Raw genomic sequence first — 19,439 nt, 5'->3', positions numbered from 1 at the left:
GTACGACTGGTATGTTCATTTCATAAAGCGGCGACTTGGTAAACACGACGTTAAGACCCCATCCGCGCGCTGGGCATCACGGTTTGGTGGACAGGATCACCCACTCGCATCAAAGTGCGGCGATGATCGAGCGCCCGGCGCATCCGCCCTCCGATTTCGAACCGCCCTTTGCCGTCGACGAGCCGGCCTCCCATGCGGTTCCTTTCGTGTTCAATACGCCCCATTCCGGCGCAATCTATCCGGACCACTTCCTTGCGGCCTCGCGCCTCGACGCGCTGACCCTGCGGCGCTCGGAAGACGCCTATGTCGACCGGCTCTTCGCGCCCGTGGTCGGGCTCGGCGCACCGTTGATGCGGGCGAACTTTCCACGCGCCTATCTCGACGTAAACCGGGAGCCCTATGAACTCGACCCGCGCATGTTCGTCGGGCGGCTGCCGTCCTTCTCCAACACACGCTCGATGCGCGTGGCCGGCGGCCTCGGTACCGTGCCACGCATCGTCGCGGACGGACAGGAAATCTATCGGGAGCGACTGCCCGTCGAAGATGCGCTTGCCCGGATCGAACACCTGTACAAGCCCTATCACCGGATGCTGCGCAGCCTGATCCAGCGCACCGTTAAGAGCTTCGGCAACGTCGTCCTGATCGACTGCCATTCGATGCCTTCGTCGAGCCTCGGCCGAGACGAGGACGCCAAGACCGAGATCGTGCTCGGCGACCGGTTCGGCACCGCCTGCGCTCCGGCTCTCATCGACGGCATCGAGCATCGGTTTCGCGAACATGGTCTCCGGGTGGTGCGCAACAAACCCTATGCCGGCGGCTTCATCACCGAGCATTACGGCGAGCCGAACTCGTCCCGTCATGCGCTGCAGATCGAGATCAACCGTGCCCTCTACATGAACGAGCGCACCCTTGCTCTCACCGGCGGCTTCGAGGATCTGGTGGAGTGCCTGACGCGGGTGGTCGTGGCAGTGGCCGCCGACTGGTCGGATTGGAGCTCTCGACGGATCGCCGCAGAATAGCGGCGATAGATTTTAGCCACGCCGCTCAAAACGAAAAAAAAGGCCGCTCCAAAGGAACGACCCGAAGTCTAGGGAGGAAACGCCCAAGAAGGGCTGCAAAATCGCGACGCCATCGCGATATCGCAGTGCACAAGATACAGTGCGGCGCACAAAACACAAGCCGTCCGAAAAGAAGCTTTTGAGCCGCCCGCGCCGAGCCTGATCGCGACGGCCATAAGCGATGCGAGCCGGGATCTGGCGAAGAAGCAGATTGCCATTGGAATCGGCACCCGGATGCAAAAAGGGCCGCCCTGCAGGCGGCCCTCCGGTCTCGTATGATTGGCAGAGGTGATCAGCCACCGAAACTCAGGTCGATGTTGGCCGAACGGTCGTGTTCGGCAGCGATATACGGAAGCGCTTCGTTGGCGAACTGGCGCCCCTGAGCACTGTCACCGCCGCGCGAATAGCCGTCGTAAAGTGCGAGCGTACGCGCGTCCGAGCGCGCCTGCTGAGCGACATAGGTGCGGTCGAAGCTGCGCGCGTTCGGTGCCGAACGGAGACGGTCGATCTTGGCCTGACCCTGGGGGCCGATCGCGACACGGCGCCCCGGCTCGGTCGGGCTGTTGTCGACGAGGCCGACACCACCGAGCACACCGCCGACGATCCCCGTCGCGACATTGGCCGCGACCGTAACCGGCGCCAGCACGATGCCGACCGGGTTGTCGAGGCGCGTCTCGATGCCCTGCCGGTCCGAGACGATGCTGCCGCCAGCGCTCAGTGACGTACCGGGGGGCAGCAGCGCCTCGGTCGTGGCCTTGCGGGTCTCGATGACGCGGCGGGCGTAGCTGCGAATCTCACGATTGCGCGAACGCTCGAGGGCGATGCGGCTCGATTCGATGCTCACCGCATCCGAGCGCAGGGCCTCAGTCCGGAAGGTCGGCGTGCTCGTCGTCGCACCGGCGGGGAGCGCCAGATCCTGCGACTGGACGCGCAGCGGCAGCGGCTCCTGCGCGAAGGCGGATCCGCCGAGGATCGTAGATAGGCCGAGAACGGCGAGGGTGACGGTCTTCTTCATGGCAATTGACTCTTCGTGACACTTGACCCGCGCCGGTCGCCCCGACGCAATCGGCTGATCAACCAGTGGTCCGAATCGCCGTTCCTGCAGTGCAGCATTGCCTGCCGAGGCCTTGCCGGGACGGTTTCGCCGCTCCCGGGATCACTCCTCGCCGGCCGGCCTCGCCCCGCTCGGACTGGCGTGGTGCAGCAGGAAGATCGAGACCACCATTACCAGGATCAGGCCGCCGAGCACCCCGAGTTCGATCATCGAGGCGTTGAACATCGCCTGTTTCTCGCCGGTCATCGGCGGGTGCATCACCTCGGACGATTGCAGCGTGATCACCAGCACGCGCCGGATCGAGGCGATCAGGCCGACGATTAGGAACGGCTCGCAGGTCAGCCGTCCCGAGCGCATCGAGACCCGCACCGTGTGCAGGATCTCGACGATCATCAGCAGGAAGAGCAGCCGATCGATGACGTCGAGCATCTGCTTGGCGCCGCCGAGTACCTTCAACGCCTCGTAGAGCACGCCGGCCGCGTCGAGCAGCGCCAGGGCTGCCGTCGCCGCGAGCAGGCCGCCGAGCAGTGCGTAGACCAGATGCTCGGTGTGCAGGAACAAGACGGCCGACAGCTTGGTCAGCCGGTTTTCGGATTCGTCGTCGGAAGCCTGTGCCATGCTCGACCCATCCGCTCCGGCTCGGGATGGAGCCGCCGACCGCAACTCTGACAGGAGCCATAACGCCGCGTCCACACTGCTCCTTGTCGCGGGGCACGCATGGTCCGCCTGACAGTTCGCATCAGTGCAGGAACGGCAGCGTATGGGGGGCGAATTGCCCGAACGCGGCCAGCGCCAGGCCGGCGACGCCGAGGAAGCCGCCGGCGAAGGCGAGCGCCACGATGCCGGTGATCACCTCCGCCGAGGCCAGAACGATGCCGACCTGGAAGGCGGCCGAGGCGAGTTCGAAATGGTGGTAGCGCTCGAGCGCGAGATCGCGCCGCAACTCGGAGGCCTTGGCCTTGGCGGCGAGTTCCTTGCGGCCTTCGCCGGTCGCGGGCTCGGATTCCCAGCGGGCCACGGTCTTGGCCCACTCGTCGCGCTTGGCCTTCACGGCAGCGTCGTCGCCCCCGGCGGGCGGCGCCAGCGCAAGCGCCTCGTCGGCGGTCTTGAGCACCGTCGCCCGGATCGTGCGGGCCTGGAAATAGGCCCACTGGTTCGAGGCCTCGACATTGGCCCCGAGCGCCTCGGTCTGGGCGCTCTTGGCCAGCGTCTCGGCGCCCGCGAGAAACAGCGCCAGCACCGAGATCATCAGCGCGACGCGCTTGTTCGATCCCTCGATCGCCCCGTGACCGCCACCCGACATCCGTGTTTCCTCTTCGATGATTCGCGAGCGCGGCAGTCACAGCCCATCATCGGGCGATGCGCAACGCGAAACCGCATCGTGGATCGATCCCGGGATCGGAAGACTTCGGTTCGGGTCGATTCAGGGACTACCCGCCCTTGCGATCACACCGCGCCGGATGCTCAGCCGGCATGGTGGCCACACCGCAGTGATACGGAAATCTTGCCCGCTGCAGCGGGTCCGGCCCGGTGAAGATCAGCGGGGCACGGAAGGCCAAGGGGCTGACGCAGATCAGATAGCTGCGCAACGCGGCGTCGGACGGCACGCACATCGCGATGTCGAGATAGCGGCCCTCGTGACGAACTCAGGGAAAGATCGGCAGTCCCCAACGCCGGGCCAAGTGCTCGCCGGCTCCGCCGAGGAAGGCATCGGGTCGGGGCTCACCACGAAATCCCGGGTCATCGTGGATGAAGGCCGCCTGCCGCTCGCGATCGTCGTCGGGATAGCTAGCCTCACCATAGACGGCGATTTCGACGAAAGTCCCGAGATCGACCAAGTCGGCGTCGAGCCGTTAGAGGGCCTCGATCAAACGGTCCTGATCGAGCAGCGTCGCCATCGGGTCGTCGCACCCGATAACCGGCCAGCGAAAAGCCTATTCCGCGGCTGAGGCGAAGATCGTCCCGGCGCGGGGCAGATCGAGGGTGTCCCAGGTCTCGACGAGGGCGGCCGTCAGCGTGGCGATGCGGGCGTCGTCGTGGAACGGCGTCGGGGTGATCCGCAACCGCTCGGTGCCGCGCGGCACGGTCGGGTAGTTGATCGGCTGGATGTAGATGCCGTGGCGTTCGAGCAGATGGTCGGCGGCCGCCTTGCAGAGCTCGGCGTCGCCCACCATCAGCGGCACGATGTGCGTCTCGGTGGCGAGTACCGGCAGGCCGGCGGCGTCGAGGGCGGCCTTGGTGTTGGCGGCTTGGCGCTGGTGCGCCGCACGCTCGGTCTGCGAGTGCTTGAGATACCGAACAGAGGCGCGTGCCGCGGCGGCGATGGCCGGCGGCAGGGCGGTGGTGAAAATGAACCCCGCAGCGTGACTCCGCACCGCGTCGCAGAGCACCGCCGAGCCGGTGATGTAGCCGCCGACGCAGCCATAGCCCTTGGCCAACGTGCCCTCGATGACGTCGATGCGATCCATGACGCCATCGCGCTCACTGATGCCCGCGCCCCGGGCACCGTAGAGGCCGACTGCGTGGACCTCGTCGATATAGGTCATGGCGCCGTAGGCGTCGGCGAGGTCGCAGATCGCCTCGATCGGCGCGACATCGCCATCCATCGAATAGACCGACTCGAAGGCGACGAGTTTCGGGCGGTCGCCGGCCTCGCGGAGCAGTTGCTCCAGATGCGCGAGGTCGTTGTGGCGAAAAACACGCTTCTCGCAGGCCGAATGGCGCACGCCCTCGATCATCGAGTTGTGGTTGAAGGCGTCGGACAGGATCAGGCAGTTCGGCAGCAGCTTGGCGATCGTCGAGATGCCGGCCTGGTTCGAGACGTAGCCCGAAGTGAAGACGAGGCCGGCCTCCTTGCCGTGCAGGTCGGCGAGCTCGCGCTCCAGGTCGACCAGCGGCGAGTTGTTGCCGGCGATGTTGCGGGTGCCGCCCGCGCCGACGCCGCAGCGCTTCACCGTCTCGGTCATGGCATCGACGACATCGGGATGCTGGCCCATGCCGAGGTAGTCGTTGGAGCACCAGACGGTGATCTCACGCGTGCCGCCGTCGGGCTTGCGCCAGTTCGCCTGCGGGAAGCGGCCCGCGATCCGCTCGATATCGGCGAAGACGCGATAGCGGCGCTCGGCGTGCAGGCGGTCGACGGCGCTCCGGAAATGCTGCTCGTAGTCGATCCGCGGCGTCTGGCTGTCCCGGTGGTTGCTTCGCTCGGCGAGGCCCGTTTCGGATCCGTCGGCGGTGTCGGTCTGCGCAGGCATCAGGTTCACGGGCATCCGTCCTCGACGCGTTTCCTCGGCTGCGAGCTTCGGGTTCATCCCGAAGTCGGATCCAGCGGCCGGGAAAATGATCGACGCGGCGATCCGCACACATCTGCGCAGTCATGCCTGTCGATCGGCGACGAGCCCGATCTCGCTGCGGTGACGTCTTGCCTCCGGTCAGTCCACCGGACGCCGGCTCACCGGTGTGCAGAATAGAAGGGAATTTGGAATCGGTTCAAGGTGATCTCGGGTCATTGCTGCCTTGCACCTGTTGAGACGGCCCCGCGAAGGCTGTAGCCGTCCTGGGGTTTCGCGGGCGATGTGGCACCGCGCGAGTGGGACGGGACGCCCCGGATGTCACGCGAGGATCGGTTGAAGGCGGCTCTGCGCGACAACCTCAAGCGCCGGAAGCTGCAGGCGCGCGGCCGGGCCGAGCTGCCTCATGACGACATCGAACCGGAGCGGGAGGTGAAACTCGATCCGGACCCGCCGTCGGACCCGGAGCGCGATCGGTCGTAGCGGCCTGCGATGCACGGCAGCCACAGGTCACGACTTCTGCCGCGGGGCGCGATCCTTTTTCTGCCGGATACCGGATATACTTGGCGGTTTGAAGGGGCGGCCTGCCCCCGGAATGGCGCGCGACCGACACCGCAGACGCGGGCCCGGCGCCCAGGGAACGAGCATGGACCGCATCCACATCACCGGCGGCGCGCCGCTGAACGGCACGATCCCGATCTCCGGCGCCAAGAACGCCGCGCTGCCCCTGATGATCGCCAGCCTGATGACGGGCGAGACGCTCGAGCTCATCAACGTGCCGCGTCTCGCCGACATCACCTCGCTGCTGCGCATCCTCGGCAATCACGGCGTCGACCAGATGGTCGTCGGCAAGCGCCCCGGCCAGAGCACCGAGGCCGGCCAGACCATCCGGCTGACCGCCTCGAACGTCATCGACACCACGGCGCCCTACGAGCTGGTCTCGACCATGCGGGCCGGCTTCTGGGTGGTGGCGCCGTTGCTGGCGCGCTTCGGCGAGGCCAAGGTCTCCCTGCCGGGCGGCTGCGCCATCGGCACGCGGCCCGTCGACCTGCTGATCATGGCGCTGGAAAAGCTCGGCGCCGAGATCGAGATCGATGCCGGCTACGTCGTCGCGAAGACGAAGAACGGCCTGCGCGGCGCCGAAATCGATTTCCCGAAGGTCACGGTCGGGGGCACCCACGTGGCGCTGATGGCGGCCTCGCTGGCCCACGGCACCACAGTGATCGACAACGCCGCCCGCGAGCCCGAGGTCGTCGATCTGGCGGAATGCCTGATCCGGATGGGCGCGCGGATCGAGGGCGCCGGCACGTCCCGCATCGTCATCGAGGGCGTCGCCCGGCTCCACGGCGCCCGGCACGAGGTCCTGCCGGATCGGATCGAGACCGGCACCTACGCCATGGCCGTGGCCATGACCGGCGGCGACATCGTGCTCGAAAACACCCGGGCGGACCTGCTCTCCTCGGCCCTCGACGTGCTGGCGACCACGGGCTCCGAAATCACACAGGTCAAGGGCGGCATCCGGGTGCGCCGCAACGGCGGCGGCATCCACCCGGCCGACATCACCACCGATCCGTTCCCTGGCTTCCCGACCGACCTGCAAGCGCAGTTCATGGCGCTGATGACGCTGGCCAAGGGCCAGTCGAACATCCGCGAGACCATCTTCGAGAATCGCTTCATGCACGTGCAGGAACTCGCGCGTCTCGGCGCGAAGATCCGTCTCGACGGCGATCTCGCCATCGTCGAGGGCGTCGATCGGCTGAAAGGTGCGCCGGTCATGGCGACCGACCTGCGCGCCTCGGTGTCGCTGGTGATCGCCGGTCTCGCCGCCGAAGGCGAAACCCAGATCAGCCGCGTCTACCACCTCGATCGCGGCTTCGAATCCCTCGAAGCCAAGCTAGCACGCTGCGGGGCCGACATCCGGCGCGTCCGCTCCTGACCTCCGACAAACGCAGGGCCGCGATCCGGGATGATCGGATCGCGGCCCTGCAACTCCGTCCGTTCGCGCTATTGCGAAAACGTCAGTAACCGCCGCCGATCGCGCCGCGCTTCTCGCCGAAACCGGGGATGTCGCAGGAGCAGGACGAATTGCGCGGTGCCGGCGGGTACTGGCAATTGCCGCGTGCGGTCACGCAGATGCTGCCGCCACCGCCGCCGCGGCCGAAACGCCGCGAGCGCGGACGATCGTCTTCGTCCTCGTAGCGGCGCTCGTAGCGGCGCGGGCGATAATCGTCGCCATCGTTGTTGTAGTAGCGGCCGCCGCCATACTGGGCACTCGCCGGCACGGCACCAGCCACGATCCCGAGCGCCGTCGCGGCCATCGCCACCAGCATCACCCGCTTCGTCGTCATCCCGTTTCGTCTCCTCTAATCTCGGCAACTGGTCCAAAATCCGTCAACCGATTGCGGTATCGCGTGGTTGCGTGACATCGGTCTTGGCCGAGCACCGTTCTAATCGCCACGGATGAACCGCGGCTGAGCCTGTGCTCCTGCACGGAAAGCAACACCCGGGCAATATCGGTCGGTGGGCCGGTGCGGAGGACGATGGTGCCTTGCAGCCGACTCGCCCCTCGGCAACAACGTTGATCTGCTTCCGTTTGTAGCGTTCCAGAGATGAAGACCCCGATGGCCAGGACAATCGGCCTGCGCGGCGGCCTGTGGACCATCGGCCTGACGGGGCTGCTGGTCGTCCTGCCGCTCTCGATCGTCGCACCGCTCGCCGGCGCCCTTGGACTCGGCAGCCTTGGTCTCATGGCGGCCATTCTTACGGCGATCGTCCAGCAGCGCCGTGCTGCCCGTCTTACGGTTTCCCAGGAAAAACTGTCGAGCGAAATCGGCGTGCTGTCGCAACGTCTGCTCAAGGCGGAGGCGGCGATCACCGTGGCCGCTCGTGCGGTGCTTACGCGAACCGATGCGCCGGCTACGCTCCCCCAGACGCCGGGCCCCGACAACGAGGCGCTCGCGGCGGGGGTCGAAGAGGTGACGCGCGAGATCGGCTTGCTGAGTGGCATCGTGCGCGAGCTCGCCGCGGTCGTCGCCACGCAGGAGGCCGAGATCGGCCGTCTCAAGACCGAGCGCGAGGCAGCGCCACCGTCGGCACCGCCGCCGAAGCCGGCAGCCGCCGTGCCGCCCGAGCTGACGGCCGGGCCGCGTTCCGTTCCGGCGCGGCAGCCGACGCCGGAACCCGTCATCGCGTTCAAACCGCCGGCCTTTGCGACCGCGAACCGCGATCCGGCGCAGGAGGCCGCCCTCGTCGAGGCGTTCGACGCCGACGGACTGGAGGTCTGGCTGCAGCCGGTCGTGACGCTGCCCCAGCGCAAGGTCGTGTCCTACGAGGCTCTGGCGCGGCTGAAGCTCGGCTCCGAAATCCTCTCGCCCGACGCCTTCCTCCCCGTGCTGGAACGGCACGGCCGCACCACCGCCCTCGACCGCCGCATGATCCGCAGCAGCGCCGTGATCGCCCGGCATCTGCAGGGCCGCGGCAGCAATGCCACGGTGGCCTACGGCCTCTCGCCGCTGTCGCTGTTCGAGCCGGATTTCCTGCGTTCCTTGGTCGGTCTCGTCTCGGGCGATGCGGATCTGGCCGGCCGTGTCGCGGTGGCGCTGCCGCAGGCGAGCTGGCGCAGTCTCGATCCCGAGCAGGTCGCGGTGCTCGGCGCGTTGCGGGGCCGGATCGGCTTCGGGCTCGACCGGCCGACCGACCTGCGCTTCGATGTGGGGCTGCTCGCCGAGCGCGGCGTCTCGCAGATCAAGGTTCCGACCTCCCTCCTGCTGCGTCCGCCTTCGCGCGACGCGGTGTCCGACATCGCGATCGAGGATCTGGTCGCGTCGCTGGGCCGGGCCGGCATCCGCCTCGTGGCGACGCAGGTCGAGCGCGAGAGCGAGGTGCCGGACCTGATCGACCTCGACGTGCCGCTTGCGCAGGGGACGGTTTTCGCCGGGCCGAAGGCGGTGCGGGCGGAGGTTTTTGCCGAGACGCAGCAGGCACTTGCGCGAGCCCCGGCCGGAGCGGAGGCCGAGGCGCAGCCGGCCGGCGAGCCGCCCCAGCAGCGCCGGGCGTTCCGGGATTTCCTGCGCCGGGCCGTGTGATCGGGGCGATTGATTTCCGGGGCCGGCGTCCCTAACCGGGCGGTCGACATCCGATCGCCCCGAGACCCCCATGCCCGACCGCGCCGCCGCGGCTCCAGTCCCCACGCTTCGCCATTTCGCGGAGGTGGCGGAGGCCTACGACCTGATCCTCTGCGACGTCTGGGGCGTGCTCCACGACGGCCGGCGCGCGCACGATGCGGCGGGCAAGGCCTTGATCGCATTCCGAAATCTTCCCGGAGAGCGCCCCCGCCGCGTGGTCCTGGTGTCGAACGCGCCGCGGCCCTGGCGCGGGGTGCAGGCGATCCTCGACGGCTACGGGGTGCCGCGGGAGGCCTATGACGCGATCCTGACGTCGGGCGATCTCACGCATGATCTGCTGGCAAAGCATCCGGGTGCGCGGGTGCATCATCTCGGGCCCGAGCGCGACCTGCCGATCTACGAGGGGCTGGACCTGACGCTGGTATCGGCGGCGGAGGCGGAGCGCGTCGTCTGCACGGGTCTGTTCGACGACGACACCGAGACGGCCGATGATTATCGCGAGGTTCTCGCCGATTTCCGGTCGAGAGAAATCACGATGATCTGCGCGAACCCGGATCTCGTGGTCGAGCGCAATCATCGGCTGATCCCCTGCGCCGGAATCCTGGCCAACGCCTATGAAGAGATCGGCGGTGAGGTGGTGTATGCCGGGAAGCCCTACAGGCCGATCTACGATGCTGCCCTGGCTAAGGCCCATCATCTCGACGATTGGCCAGCGCTGGATCGGATGCGCATCGTGGCCATCGGAGATGCGATCCGTACCGATATCGCCGGGGCTCAAGCGGCCGGCATCCCCTCGATCCTCGTTGCCCGCGGAATCCATGCGGCGGAACTCGGCCTCACGGCCGAGCACCACAGCCTGGGCGACATCGCGGAGTGGCTGTCGAGCCAGCCGGTCCGGCCGGACGCCGTGATCGAGCGTCTGGTCTGGTAGGCGACGTCACATCGAGAGACGATGGGCCTCGACCCATCGTCTTTCACTAGCGCGGCGGTGTCCGTCCGCCGGACGTGTCGCTTCCGACCACGGGTCGGGAGCGACACATATGGGTATCAGCTGCTCTTCTTCGGCGTCAGCTTGAGGATCTCGCCGTCCTCGCCCTCGGTGACGGCGTAGACCGCGCCGTCCGGGCCGACCTTCACGTCGCGGATGCGGTGATCGAGGGGCACGCGCTCCTCGGTGACGACCTTATCGCTGTCGACCTTGAGGATGACGAGGCCGGTGCTGACGAGGCCGCCGACGATGAAGTCGCCCTTCCAGGCCGGAAACACGTCCTTGTCGTAGAAGGCAAGTGCGGACGGGCCGATCACCGGGTCCCAGTAATAAACCGGCTGCGAGGTGCCGGCCGCCATGGTGACGCCGTCGCCGATCTTCTCGCCGGAATATTCGAGACCGTAGCTGGCCAGCGGCCAGCCGTAATTCACGCCGGGGCGGGGACGGTTGAGTTCGTCGCCGCCGCGCGGGCCGTGCTCCACGGTCCAGAGGCGGCCCTGGCCGTCGAGCGCTGCGCCCTGCACGTTGCGGTGGCCGTAGGACCAGATCTCCGGCCGGGCCTTCTCGCCGCCGGTGAAGGGGTTGTCCTTGGCGGCGTTGCCGTCGGTGTCGATGCGGAAGACCTTGCCGAGGCCGCTGGTCAGGTCCTGGGCCTGCCCGCGGGTGGCCTTGTCGGAGCGCTCGCCGACCGTGACGAACAGCTTGCCGTCCGGCGCGAAGACGAGGCGCGAGCCGAAATGCTTGTCGCCATCATAGGTCGGGGTCTGGCGGAAGATCACCTTGAACTCGTCGAGCTTGGCGGTGCCGCCGCTCTCGATCAGCTTGGCCTTGGCCACGCTGGTGCCGTTGCCCTTTTCGCGGGGCTCGGCGTAGCTGATGTAGACGAGGCGGTCGGCGGCGAAGCTCGGGCTCAGCGCGATGTCGAGCAGGCCGCCCTGGCCGCGCGAATCGACCTTGGGCACGCCGGCCACCGGCTCGCCGACCTTGCCGTCCTTCGCGACGATCCGGATCTTGCCGGCCTTCTCGGTGACGATCATGCGGCCGTCCGGAAGGAATTCCAGCGCCCAGGGCGAGGCGAGGCCCTTCGCGACGGAGGCGACCTCGACCTCGGTCTTCTGCGACGGCTGCGGCGCGCGGGTCTGGTTCGGCAGGAGCGGCTTGTAGTCGGTGTTCGGGGCCTGCGTCTCGGCGGGCGTGTCCCCGGCGCTCGGGGCGGCCGGCGCCTGGAACGATTCGCCGCCGACGCGCGGGGTGCGGGCCGCGTTGTCGTCGCCTTGGGCGATTGCGCCCTGCTGTCCCAGGCCGATGGCGGCGACGGTGGCGAGCAGAAGGGGGAGAGTGCGCTTCACGTCGGTCAATTCCTTGAAATCGGGCACAGCCGCGAAAGGGGTTCGCAGGCATGCGCCTCTCCGGCCACCTGCCGACGGCGCAGGAGCGCCGGGAGGGAGCGGGACGGGTCCGACCTGCGAGGTTTCGCGCGGGCCACACCCGCAGATGGGGCGGCAGGGGCCGCTCGGCGAGGGCCGGCGGCGGCTTCTGTGCCGCTTGCCGCCGAATCGCTTCGCCGGCCGCGGGTGCTGGCGGCGTCCCGGCCGAGGAGCGGCATGATCCGATCGCGCGTCAGGACTGTGCCTGGAGACGAGCGCCTTGACCGTGGGACGCGGTGTCTCCAATTCTCGGGAATTCCCCGGCAGCGGCCCCCGCAAGGGCCGGCGCCATACGCGGCGCGGATGCCTCGGGGGAGCGGTATCGTGAAAGGGTATATGATGGCGACGGTGAAAGTAACGGACGCGAGCTTCGAACAGGACGTGCTCCAGTCCGCCGAGCCCGTGGTCGTGGATTTCTGGGCGGAGTGGTGCGGCCCCTGCCGCCAGATCGGCCCGGCGCTCGAGGAGATCGCGACGGACCTGCAGGGCAAGGTCAAGATCGCCAAGGTCAACGTCGACGAGAACCCCGGCATCGCCTCGACCTACGGCATCCGCTCGATCCCCACGCTGATGATCTTCAAGGACGGCAAGCTCGCCAGCCAGAAGGTCGGCGCGGCGCCCAAGGGCGACCTCTCGCGCTGGATCCAGGCGAGCGCCTGAACGCCGTCAGGGGCTGATCCCGACGAAGCAAAGCCCGGCCGCGAGGCCGGGCTTTTTGCTGCCGTGGTGAACGAGGCGTTACGTTCCGGGGGCCTGGAACGGGTCGAAGGCCCATCCGGTCCGGCGACGGCCCTTCCCGAGACTGAGCAGCCAGGGATCCGACTGTCTCGACATACGGCGACGATGGAGCGGACGCCCTCCCCGCTCTGAAGCCCGGCCGAGAACTGATCATCCCACCCGGAACCTCACCCCGAGGCGCAGGAGCGCATCGGCGGAGGCCTCGAAGGGGCCTACAGATCCCACCGCGATTCCCGGAAGCCTCTTTCGAGGCCCGCCGATGCGGGCATTTCGGAGCGGCGTGCCGGCTGAGAGGAACGGGACCCGATCGCCCAAAACGAAAAAGCCCGGCCAGATGGCCGGGCTTTTCCGCAAGTCCGAAGACCCGTTGGGTTCGGCCTAGTACGAGCCGAACTTGTAGTTGATGCCGGCGCGGACGACGGCGAACTCGGTGCCCTGGCGGCGCGGAGCGCCGGAGACGAGCGCCACGTCCGGGTTGCCGACGGCGACGGTGCGGCCGAGGCGGTTGGTCGCGAAAGCGCCGGTGTTGCCGTTGCCTTCGTCGAGGTTCACGTACAGAGCTTCGACCTTGAACGTCACCGCCGAGGAGCGGAAGAAGTTCAGGAAGGAGTCGGTCGGGAGAGCGTACTCGACGCCACCACCAGCAGCGTAGCCGGTCTTGAAGTCGTCGGAGGACGTGCCCGAGCCGAACTGACGGCCGCCGCCGGCGCCGTAAGCGAAACCGCCGGTGCCGTAGAACAGGACGCGGTCGAAGGCGTAACCGATGCGGCCGCGCACGGTGCCGAAGTAGTCGAGGCTCGAGAGACCCGACGGGTTGTAGACGAGGGTGCCGGGGATGATACCGCCGGTGCCGGCCGTCGCGAAGGCGAACTGGTTACGGCTGCGACCGAAATCGACGTACTGAGCGTCGGCCTCGACGCCGACGACGACGCCCGAGCCCGGCGTGAACTGATAGTTGTAGCCGATCTGGCCACCGCCGGTGAAACCGTCGCCCTGGTTGCCGTTACGGAAGGCGAGGACGCCGGACTGCAGAGCCGTGCCGGCGCCGTTGGCGAAGATTGCCGTGGTGGGGCCAACGCCGACGATGGTCGGGGCGTTGTTGTCCGAGACGCCGAAGCCGTAACCGGCGTTGAAACCGGCGTAGAAGCCCGTCCAGGTGAACACCGGAACCGGCGTGAAAATGGGAGGAGCCGCGCGGCGCGGCAGATCCGCCGCGGTGGCGGCGGCGGTGAGCGCCGTGAAGGCGGCGAACGTGGTAAGAAGCTTTTTCATTTTTTATGATCCCCAGCGAGGTGCCCGATCGCCATTGAAGCTAGACCATTCCCGGGATTGGGGATGTAGCGGCGAAGACACACACGGCGCTCCGAAGTCTTGGCCTCGGTGCGGTCGTGCCGGTGGGGTGGGGGTGAAAGCCCGGCCGGGAAGGCCGGGCTTTCGGAAGGTTTCGAGACCGTGTCGGCTTGGTGCCGTATCCGACCCGACATCGTCGGGCCGGCGGCTCCAAGGTTTTGTCGTGACGCGCCTTCTCGCGATCGACCGGCAGCCGCTCGATCGAAGTGAGCTTTAGTACGAGCCAAACTTGTAGTTGATGCCGGCACGGATCACCGCGAAGTCGGTCTCGCGCTTGGCGGCGCTGCTGAACAGGACCGAGGTGGTGGTGCCCGGAACGAACTGGGCGATCGGCGTGGCGGCGATCGCGGCGCCGCCGGCGTTGGCGTAGGTGAAGCCCCGGTTGTTCTGGTCGAGGTTCACGTACAGGCCTTCGACCTTGAACGTCACCGCCGAGGAGCGGAAGAAGTTCAGGAACGAGTCGGTCGGGAGCGCGTATTCGACACCGCCACCCGCGGCGTAGCCGGTGGAGAAATCGTCGGTGTTGAGGGCCTTGCCGCCACCGAAGCTGCCGTAGGCGAAGCCGCCGGTGCCGTAGAACAGGACACGGTCGAAGGCGTAACCGATCCGGCCGCGCACGGTGCCGAAGAAGTCGAGGCCGCCGAGGCCGGTCGGGTTGAACACCGACGCGCCGGGGTTCAGGGCCGCACCGGCCGTGACGGGCGCGAACAGGAAGGCGTTGTTGCGTCCGCCGAGGTCCGAATACTGGGCGTCGGCCTCGACACCGATCACGATGCCGGAGCCCGGCGTGAACTGGTAGTTATAGCCGATCTGACCGCCGCCCGTGAAACCGTCCATGTTGGTGCGGTTGTTGAAGGCGAGGAGCCCGATATTCGTGCCCGGAGCGCCGGGACCCGTGACGACGCGGGGGTCGTTGGTGCCGACGAGGCTGAAGGGCGAGGCGGGGTCAGAGACGCCGAAGCCGTAGCCGGCGTTGAAACCGGCGTAGAAGCCCGTCCAGGTGAACACCGGAATCGGCGTGAAGATAGGAGGCGCCGCGCGGCGCGGCAGATCCGCCGCGGTGGCGGCGGCGGTGAGTGCCGTGAAGGCAGCGAATGTCGTCAGAAGTCTTTTCATTTGTTTGATCCCCAGCTTTGTGCCCGATCGACGATCAAGCTAGGCGATTCCCCACTATCGGGATGTAGCGTCGAGGACACACCCGCGCCGCACAATACCCGTACACTGATCTCCTCGAATTCTATTGCAGTGCAGCAGGCCCTCGCGGGATCCGCAAAGACCCCAAATCGGAGAAGTACAATTCCGGATGCGGGCGCCTTCGGGCCAGGGAGATGTCGCCGGCCTCGCGGCAACGTTCGTCTTGCGGCGCGAGGACGGGATCACTGTCGGCGACCGATCGCACGGCAGCCGGCCCGCGCCGAAGCCGTGTCCCTCGGGACCGGACGCAGCGAGACGGGCCAAGCAATCATCGGGAAGACGACGCCGCGCTTTCGCGCAGGCCGGCCGGAAGGCTGAAGGCGATCCGGTGACGGGAAAACCGCGTCTGCGGCGATGCCTGCGACACCGCCGGCCGGCGCTTTGCACCCATCCGGCGCAGGGCTTCACCGGCTCCGGGGCGACCGGCCGGAGGCGGCGTCATGCCACCGGCCCGGAATCGCGCGTCAGGCTGGCAGCGTGCCGTTGGCTTCGAGGACCGCGCCCGCCAGGTAGAGCGAACCGCAGATCAGCACGCGCGGCGGATGCTCGAAGGCGATGTCCGACAGGCTCATCAGCGCGGCCTCGGTGCCGCCGGCCACGCGCGTGGCGATTCCCACCGATTCGGCGATCTGCGCGACCTCGTCGGCCGGGCGGGCGGCGAGCTGGCCGGGAATCGGCACCGCCACCAGCACGCGGGCGAGCCCGACGAAGTTCTTGAGGAACCCCTCGGCGTCCTTGGTGCCGAGCAGTCCGACGACGAGCACCAGCGGCACGTTGCTGCGCTCGGACAGGTCGGCCATGGCGGCGGCGAGGATGCGGCCGCCGTCGGCATTGTGGCCGCCGTCGAGCCAGAGCTCGGAATTCTTGGGCATCAGGTCGGCGAGGCGGCCGCGGGTCAGCCGCTGCAGGCGGCCGGGCCAGTCGACGTTGCGCAGGCCGGCCTCGTAGGCCGGCGTGCCGAGATCGCCGAAGCCCGCCGCGCGGAGCGCCGCGATGGCGGTGCCGGCGTTGACGAGCTGGTGGCGGCCCGCGAGCTTCGGGCGCGGCAGGTCGAACAGCTCGGTCTCGTCTTGGTAGACGAAGCGGCCGCTCTCCTCGTGCACCGAAAAATCCTGCTTGCCGACGATGATCGGCACAGCGCCGACGCGCTCGGCGTGGCGGCACAGCACCGCGTCGGCCTCGGCGTAGTCCTGCGCGGCGATCACGGCCGGGCAGCCGCGCTTGAAGATGCCGGCCTTCTCGGTGGCCACCGATTCCAGGGTGTCGCCGAGATATTCGGCGTGGTCGCGGCCGATCGGCGTGACCACGGCGCAGGCCGGCTCGGCGATGACGTTGGTGGCGTCGACCCGGCCACCGAGGCCCACCTCCAGCAGCAGCACGTCAGCGGGAGACTCCGAAAACAGCAGCAGGGCCGCGGCGGTGGTGATCTCGAACACCGTGATCGGATCGCCGGCATTGGCCGCCTCGCAGCGGGCGAAAGCCTCGGCGAGGCGCTCCTCCGGAACGAAGGTGCCGCCGCCGATGCCGCCCATGCGGATGCGCTCGTGGAAGCGCACGAGATGGGGCGAGGTGTAGACGTGGGCGGCCAGCCCCCCGGCCTCGAGGATCGCCCGCATGAAGGCGATGGTCGAACCCTTGCCGTTGGTGCCGGCGACGTGGATCACCGGCGGCAGGCGCCGCTCGGGGTGATTCAGCCGCGCGAGCAGGCTTTCGATCCGCCCGAGCGACAGGTCGATCGTGCGCGGATGCAGGGCGAGGAATCGCGCCATGAGCGCGTCTGAGGAATCCATGTCTCGCTGGTCGCGTTGTCGAGGATCGGAACGCCGGTGACGGGTCAGGCGGCCTGCGGCGCCGGCTGCCGGTCCTTGGGCGGGGTCGGGCGGACGTCGAGCAGGAGGCCGCAGATCCGCGCCACCGTCTCCTTCATGTCGCGGCGGTGCACGACCTGGTCGACCATGCCGTGCTCGCGCAGGTATTCCGCCCGCTGGAAGCCGTCGGGCAGCTTTTCGCGGATGGTCTGCTCGATCACCCGCGGGCCGGCGAAGCAGATCAGCGCGCCGGGCTCGGCCAGATGCACGTCGCCGAGCATGGCGTAGGAGGCGGTGACGCCGCCGGTGGTCGGGTTCGTCAGCACGACGATGTAGGGGAGCTTCGCCGCGTTGAGCCGGCGCACCGCCACCGTGGTGCGGGGCATCTGCATCAGCGACAGGATGCCCTCCTGCATGCGCGCGCCGCCGGAGGCCGAGAACAGCACATAGGGCGTGCGCTTCTCCAGAGCGGTCTCGGCGCCGCGGACGAAGGCCTCGCCGGCCGCCATGCCGAGGGAGCCGGCCATGAAGGCGAATTCCTGCACCGCGATCGTGGTCGGCAGGCCGCCGACGCGGCCGAAGCCGATCTTGAAGGCGTCCGGCATGCCGGTCTTGGCGCGGGCCTCCTTCAGGCGGTCGACGTACTTCTTCTCGTCGCGGAACTTGAGCGGGTCGGTGGCGACCTCTGGCAGCGGCACGTCGATCCAGGTGCCCTCGTCGAACATCGTCTTGAGGCGCGCATGCGCGCTCATCTTGAGGTGATGCTCGGAGCCGGGGATCACCCAGAGGTTCTGCTCGACCTCCTTGTGGAAGACCATCTGCCCGCTGTCGGGGCACTTGATCCAGAGGTTTTCCGGCGTCTCGCGCTTGAACAGCGTCTTGATCTTGGGGCGCATGACCTCCGAGATCCAGTTCATCGCCTCGACCATGCGAACGTCCTTGTGGGAGACCACGGATATCGGAGCGCGCGGGCGCGAATGCGAGTGGCGCGGCTCCCTTATCGGCGAGCGCTTTATCCCAGATCCGGTCGCGGCGAAACGGAGGGGCTTGTTCCTGGTGGCCCTTTCGGCTTGCGCCTCAAAGGCCGTTCGCCGCATGCAGATAAGTGTACGCAGTCTGCAAACATTGGACTGCGCGCGGCGGCGCGCAGTCGCGGTTGCCAACTGTTGTTGGACTCAGTCGGTGATGGCCGACGCCGCGCCCTCGGGGTTCATCCCGTCCACTGGCGCGGGCCGCTTGCGCACGGGGCGCGGGGCGACGCTGGCGGTCGGCGCGCTGGTGTTGGCGCCGAGGCGGACGGCGAGCGCGATGGCGCGGACCTCGGTGAAGCGCAGGTGGCAGAAGCCGTGCGCGCCCTCGCGGGCATAGGTCCGGCAGAGGTCCTCGCGGTCGGAGGAGAAGGCGGCCTGCTCCTGCACCACGGGGCGGACGTCCTGCCCGCGCAGGCGCTGGGTCATGATCTTGTAGTTGTCGCGCACCGCCTTGTCGGCGACGCCGCGGGCGCCGTCGAACTCGCCGGCGCGCGGGATCAGCCCGGCGGCGGCCGGTCCCCACAGGCCCTTCGGCGTCGTGGCGCAGTCGGCGGCGGAGAAGGTGCAGACCGGGCTGCCGCCGAGCGGCGTGGCGATGACGCCGCCGTCGACCACCTCGAAGCGCAGCGGACATTCCGCCGCGGCCGCCTCGAGCCGCGCGACGCCCTCGGGCTTGCCCTCGGAGGTCAGGGTGACGCCGCCGCCCGCGTTGAGCTTCACCGTGCAGCTCTCGGTCGGCTGCGAGATCTTCGTGCCCGGCAGCGTCACCTTGGCCGTGACGCCGGCCCCGGCCTTCTCCAGCCTCAGGCCGCCGGTCAGGCCGTTGAGCATGAGATCCTGGCCGTAGACGTTGTCGTCGGCCGGCACCTTCAGCACCACCGGCTGGCGCGGCGGCGCGGGCGCCGCCGGCTTGGCGGCCTCGACATTCGGGTCGACGCCCCCCGGCTGAGCGGGCGGAGGCGCGATCGGCGTCCCGGGGATCGGCTGGCGCGGAACCGGGGGCCTGGCCGCACGCCCGATCCCGAACAGCTCCTCGAAGAAGTTCTGGGCGGCCGCCGGGCCGGTCATGGCGACGGGCAGCACGAGGGCCGCGAGCACGAGCAGGGTGCGGGGGAGGCGCATCGGAAGTCTCGCCCGAGGAGCGGAAAGGCGGCCGCCGCGACGCCGGTTTCGCGGGAGGCGCGAGGGCGTCGAGACGGCGGGGTCGGCCCGCGCTCTAGCACGCGACCCGTGGCGACGGCGTGGCGGGGCCGTAACATTTCGAGGGCACGGTCACCAATCGAACCGGAAAACCGGCGAAAACCGCCGGCTTGCGCCCGTCGCGCCCGACCGTCTTGCGGCCCCGCGACCACATTCATATATCTGGCGAGGCACGGA

General features: G+C 68.4%; 18 protein-coding genes. 7 read left to right on the top strand and 11 right to left on the bottom strand.

Going from position 1 to position 19,439, the window contains the following annotated elements:
• The first annotated feature begins 122 nt into the window (after positions 1-122).
• Complete coding sequence (locus FV217_RS10000) at positions 123-1,019, top strand: N-formylglutamate amidohydrolase (RefSeq protein WP_147817039.1); 897 nt, start codon at positions 123-125, stop codon at positions 1,017-1,019.
• A 331-nt stretch (positions 1,020-1,350) separates the two neighbouring features.
• On the opposite strand, the gene FV217_RS09995 is transcribed toward FV217_RS10000, so the two are convergent.
• From FV217_RS09995 to FV217_RS09985, 3 genes are all read right to left on the bottom strand, one after another.
• The gene (locus tag FV217_RS09995; RefSeq protein ID WP_147817038.1) at positions 1,351-2,073 is read right to left on the bottom strand and encodes a DUF4142 domain-containing protein; all 723 of its coding nucleotides are present in this window, start codon (positions 2,071-2,073) and stop codon (positions 1,351-1,353) included.
• Positions 2,074-2,214: 141 nt separating this feature from the next.
• Positions 2,215-2,730 carry a phosphate-starvation-inducible PsiE family protein gene (locus FV217_RS09990; RefSeq protein ID WP_147817037.1) on the bottom strand — a complete coding sequence of 172 codons (516 nt, stop codon included), beginning with the start codon at positions 2,728-2,730 and terminating at the stop codon, positions 2,215-2,217.
• Between the two features lie 121 nt (positions 2,731-2,851).
• A complete protein-coding gene (locus tag FV217_RS09985) occupies positions 2,852-3,415 on the bottom strand; it encodes a DUF4337 domain-containing protein (RefSeq protein ID WP_147817036.1) in 564 nt (187 codons plus the stop codon).
• A gap of 16 nt (positions 3,416-3,431) precedes the next feature.
• Here FV217_RS09985 and FV217_RS22840 point away from each other — a divergent pair, with 16 nt between their 5' ends.
• Positions 3,432-4,061 (top strand): hypothetical protein, encoded by a 630-nt coding sequence (locus FV217_RS22840; RefSeq protein WP_187272512.1) that lies wholly within the window; start codon positions 3,432-3,434, stop codon positions 4,059-4,061.
• Here FV217_RS22840 and hemA read toward each other — a convergent pair.
• Positions 4,047-5,375, bottom strand: coding sequence for a 5-aminolevulinate synthase (gene hemA / locus FV217_RS09975; protein ID WP_238232547.1), 1,329 nt, complete (start codon positions 5,373-5,375; stop codon positions 4,047-4,049). The two genes, FV217_RS22840 and hemA, sit on opposite strands and share 15 nt — an antisense overlap.
• Before the next feature lie 345 nt (positions 5,376-5,720).
• Here hemA and FV217_RS22835 point away from each other — a divergent pair, with 345 nt between their 5' ends.
• Positions 5,721-5,885 (top strand): hypothetical protein, encoded by a 165-nt coding sequence (locus FV217_RS22835; protein ID WP_187272514.1) that lies wholly within the window; start codon positions 5,721-5,723, stop codon positions 5,883-5,885.
• 163 nt (positions 5,886-6,048) lie between these two features.
• Positions 6,049-7,338: a UDP-N-acetylglucosamine 1-carboxyvinyltransferase gene (murA, locus tag FV217_RS09970; RefSeq protein ID WP_147817034.1), complete on the top strand. Its 1,290-nt coding sequence runs from the start codon at positions 6,049-6,051 to the stop codon at positions 7,336-7,338.
• Between the two features lie 82 nt (positions 7,339-7,420).
• Here the strand turns inward: murA and FV217_RS09965 are convergent, their stop codons facing one another.
• The gene (locus FV217_RS09965; protein ID WP_147817033.1) at positions 7,421-7,750 is read right to left on the bottom strand and encodes a hypothetical protein; all 330 of its coding nucleotides are present in this window, start codon (positions 7,748-7,750) and stop codon (positions 7,421-7,423) included.
• 273 nt (positions 7,751-8,023) lie between these two features.
• Here FV217_RS09965 and FV217_RS09960 point away from each other — a divergent pair, with 273 nt between their 5' ends.
• Positions 8,024-9,487: an EAL domain-containing protein gene (locus FV217_RS09960; RefSeq protein ID WP_238232549.1), complete on the top strand. Its 1,464-nt coding sequence runs from the start codon at positions 8,024-8,026 to the stop codon at positions 9,485-9,487.
• A 70-nt stretch (positions 9,488-9,557) separates the two neighbouring features.
• On the top strand, positions 9,558-10,457 hold the full coding sequence (locus tag FV217_RS09955; protein WP_147817031.1) for a TIGR01459 family HAD-type hydrolase: 900 nt from the start codon (positions 9,558-9,560) through the stop codon (positions 10,455-10,457).
• 116 nt (positions 10,458-10,573) lie between these two features.
• Here FV217_RS09955 and FV217_RS09950 read toward each other — a convergent pair whose 3' ends face one another.
• Positions 10,574-11,863 (bottom strand): PQQ-dependent sugar dehydrogenase, encoded by a 1,290-nt coding sequence (locus FV217_RS09950; protein WP_147817030.1) that lies wholly within the window; start codon positions 11,861-11,863, stop codon positions 10,574-10,576.
• A 417-nt stretch (positions 11,864-12,280) separates the two neighbouring features.
• Here FV217_RS09950 and trxA point away from each other — a divergent pair, with 417 nt between their 5' ends.
• Complete coding sequence (trxA, locus tag FV217_RS09945; protein WP_147077748.1) at positions 12,281-12,601, top strand: thioredoxin; 321 nt, start codon at positions 12,281-12,283, stop codon at positions 12,599-12,601.
• Positions 12,602-13,057: 456 nt separating this feature from the next.
• On the opposite strand, the gene FV217_RS09940 is transcribed toward trxA, so the two are convergent.
• From FV217_RS09940 to FV217_RS09920, 5 genes are all read right to left on the bottom strand, one after another.
• Positions 13,058-13,951, bottom strand: coding sequence for a porin family protein (locus FV217_RS09940; protein ID WP_147817029.1), 894 nt, complete (start codon positions 13,949-13,951; stop codon positions 13,058-13,060).
• 291 nt (positions 13,952-14,242) lie between these two features.
• Positions 14,243-15,145, bottom strand: coding sequence for a porin family protein (locus FV217_RS09935; RefSeq protein WP_147817028.1), 903 nt, complete (start codon positions 15,143-15,145; stop codon positions 14,243-14,245).
• Positions 15,146-15,687: 542 nt separating this feature from the next.
• Complete coding sequence (locus tag FV217_RS09930; protein ID WP_147817027.1) at positions 15,688-17,013, bottom strand: folylpolyglutamate synthase/dihydrofolate synthase family protein; 1,326 nt, start codon at positions 17,011-17,013, stop codon at positions 15,688-15,690.
• A 44-nt stretch (positions 17,014-17,057) separates the two neighbouring features.
• Entirely contained in the window at positions 17,058-17,960 is a 903-nt protein-coding gene (accD, locus tag FV217_RS09925; protein ID WP_147817052.1) for an acetyl-CoA carboxylase, carboxyltransferase subunit beta, read from the bottom strand.
• A gap of 246 nt (positions 17,961-18,206) precedes the next feature.
• Positions 18,207-19,184: a hypothetical protein gene (locus FV217_RS09920; RefSeq protein WP_147817026.1), complete on the bottom strand. Its 978-nt coding sequence runs from the start codon at positions 19,182-19,184 to the stop codon at positions 18,207-18,209.
• Positions 19,185-19,439: the final 255 nt, after the last annotated feature.

Source organism: Methylobacterium sp. WL9 (assembly GCF_008040035.1).
In the GTDB taxonomy this organism is placed as follows: domain Bacteria; phylum Pseudomonadota; class Alphaproteobacteria; order Rhizobiales; family Beijerinckiaceae; genus Methylobacterium; species Methylobacterium thuringiense.
This window is presented reverse-complemented; position numbering and strand designations above follow the sequence as displayed.

What these genes read in the sequence shown, in the direction of transcription:
- FV217_RS09930 (WP_147817027.1), bottom strand. Translation starts at nt 17,013, where the DNA reads ATGGATTCCTCAGACGCGCTCATGGCGCGATTCCTCGCCCTGCATCCG.
- FV217_RS09940 (WP_147817029.1), bottom strand. Translation starts at nt 13,951, where the DNA reads ATGAAAAAGCTTCTTACCACGTTCGCCGCCTTCACGGCGCTCACCGCC.
- FV217_RS09955 (WP_147817031.1), top strand. Translation starts at nt 9,558, where the DNA reads ATGCCCGACCGCGCCGCCGCGGCTCCAGTCCCCACGCTTCGCCATTTC.
- FV217_RS09965 (WP_147817033.1), bottom strand. Translation starts at nt 7,750, where the DNA reads ATGACGACGAAGCGGGTGATGCTGGTGGCGATGGCCGCGACGGCGCTC.
- murA (WP_147817034.1), top strand. Translation starts at nt 6,049, where the DNA reads ATGGACCGCATCCACATCACCGGCGGCGCGCCGCTGAACGGCACGATC.
- FV217_RS22840 (WP_187272512.1), top strand. Translation starts at nt 3,432, where the DNA reads ATGATTCGCGAGCGCGGCAGTCACAGCCCATCATCGGGCGATGCGCAA.
- FV217_RS09985 (WP_147817036.1), bottom strand. Translation starts at nt 3,415, where the DNA reads ATGTCGGGTGGCGGTCACGGGGCGATCGAGGGATCGAACAAGCGCGTC.
- FV217_RS09995 (WP_147817038.1), bottom strand. Translation starts at nt 2,073, where the DNA reads ATGAAGAAGACCGTCACCCTCGCCGTTCTCGGCCTATCTACGATCCTC.
- FV217_RS09990 (WP_147817037.1), bottom strand. Translation starts at nt 2,730, where the DNA reads ATGGCACAGGCTTCCGACGACGAATCCGAAAACCGGCTGACCAAGCTG.
- FV217_RS09920 (WP_147817026.1), bottom strand. Translation starts at nt 19,184, where the DNA reads ATGCGCCTCCCCCGCACCCTGCTCGTGCTCGCGGCCCTCGTGCTGCCC.
- accD (WP_147817052.1), bottom strand. Translation starts at nt 17,960, where the DNA reads ATGGTCGAGGCGATGAACTGGATCTCGGAGGTCATGCGCCCCAAGATC.
- FV217_RS09935 (WP_147817028.1), bottom strand. Translation starts at nt 15,145, where the DNA reads ATGAAAAGACTTCTGACGACATTCGCTGCCTTCACGGCACTCACCGCC.
- FV217_RS22835 (WP_187272514.1), top strand. Translation starts at nt 5,721, where the DNA reads ATGTCACGCGAGGATCGGTTGAAGGCGGCTCTGCGCGACAACCTCAAG.
- trxA (WP_147077748.1), top strand. Translation starts at nt 12,281, where the DNA reads ATGGCGACGGTGAAAGTAACGGACGCGAGCTTCGAACAGGACGTGCTC.
- FV217_RS10000 (WP_147817039.1), top strand. Translation starts at nt 123, where the DNA reads ATGATCGAGCGCCCGGCGCATCCGCCCTCCGATTTCGAACCGCCCTTT.
- FV217_RS09960 (WP_238232549.1), top strand. Translation starts at nt 8,024, where the DNA reads ATGGCCAGGACAATCGGCCTGCGCGGCGGCCTGTGGACCATCGGCCTG.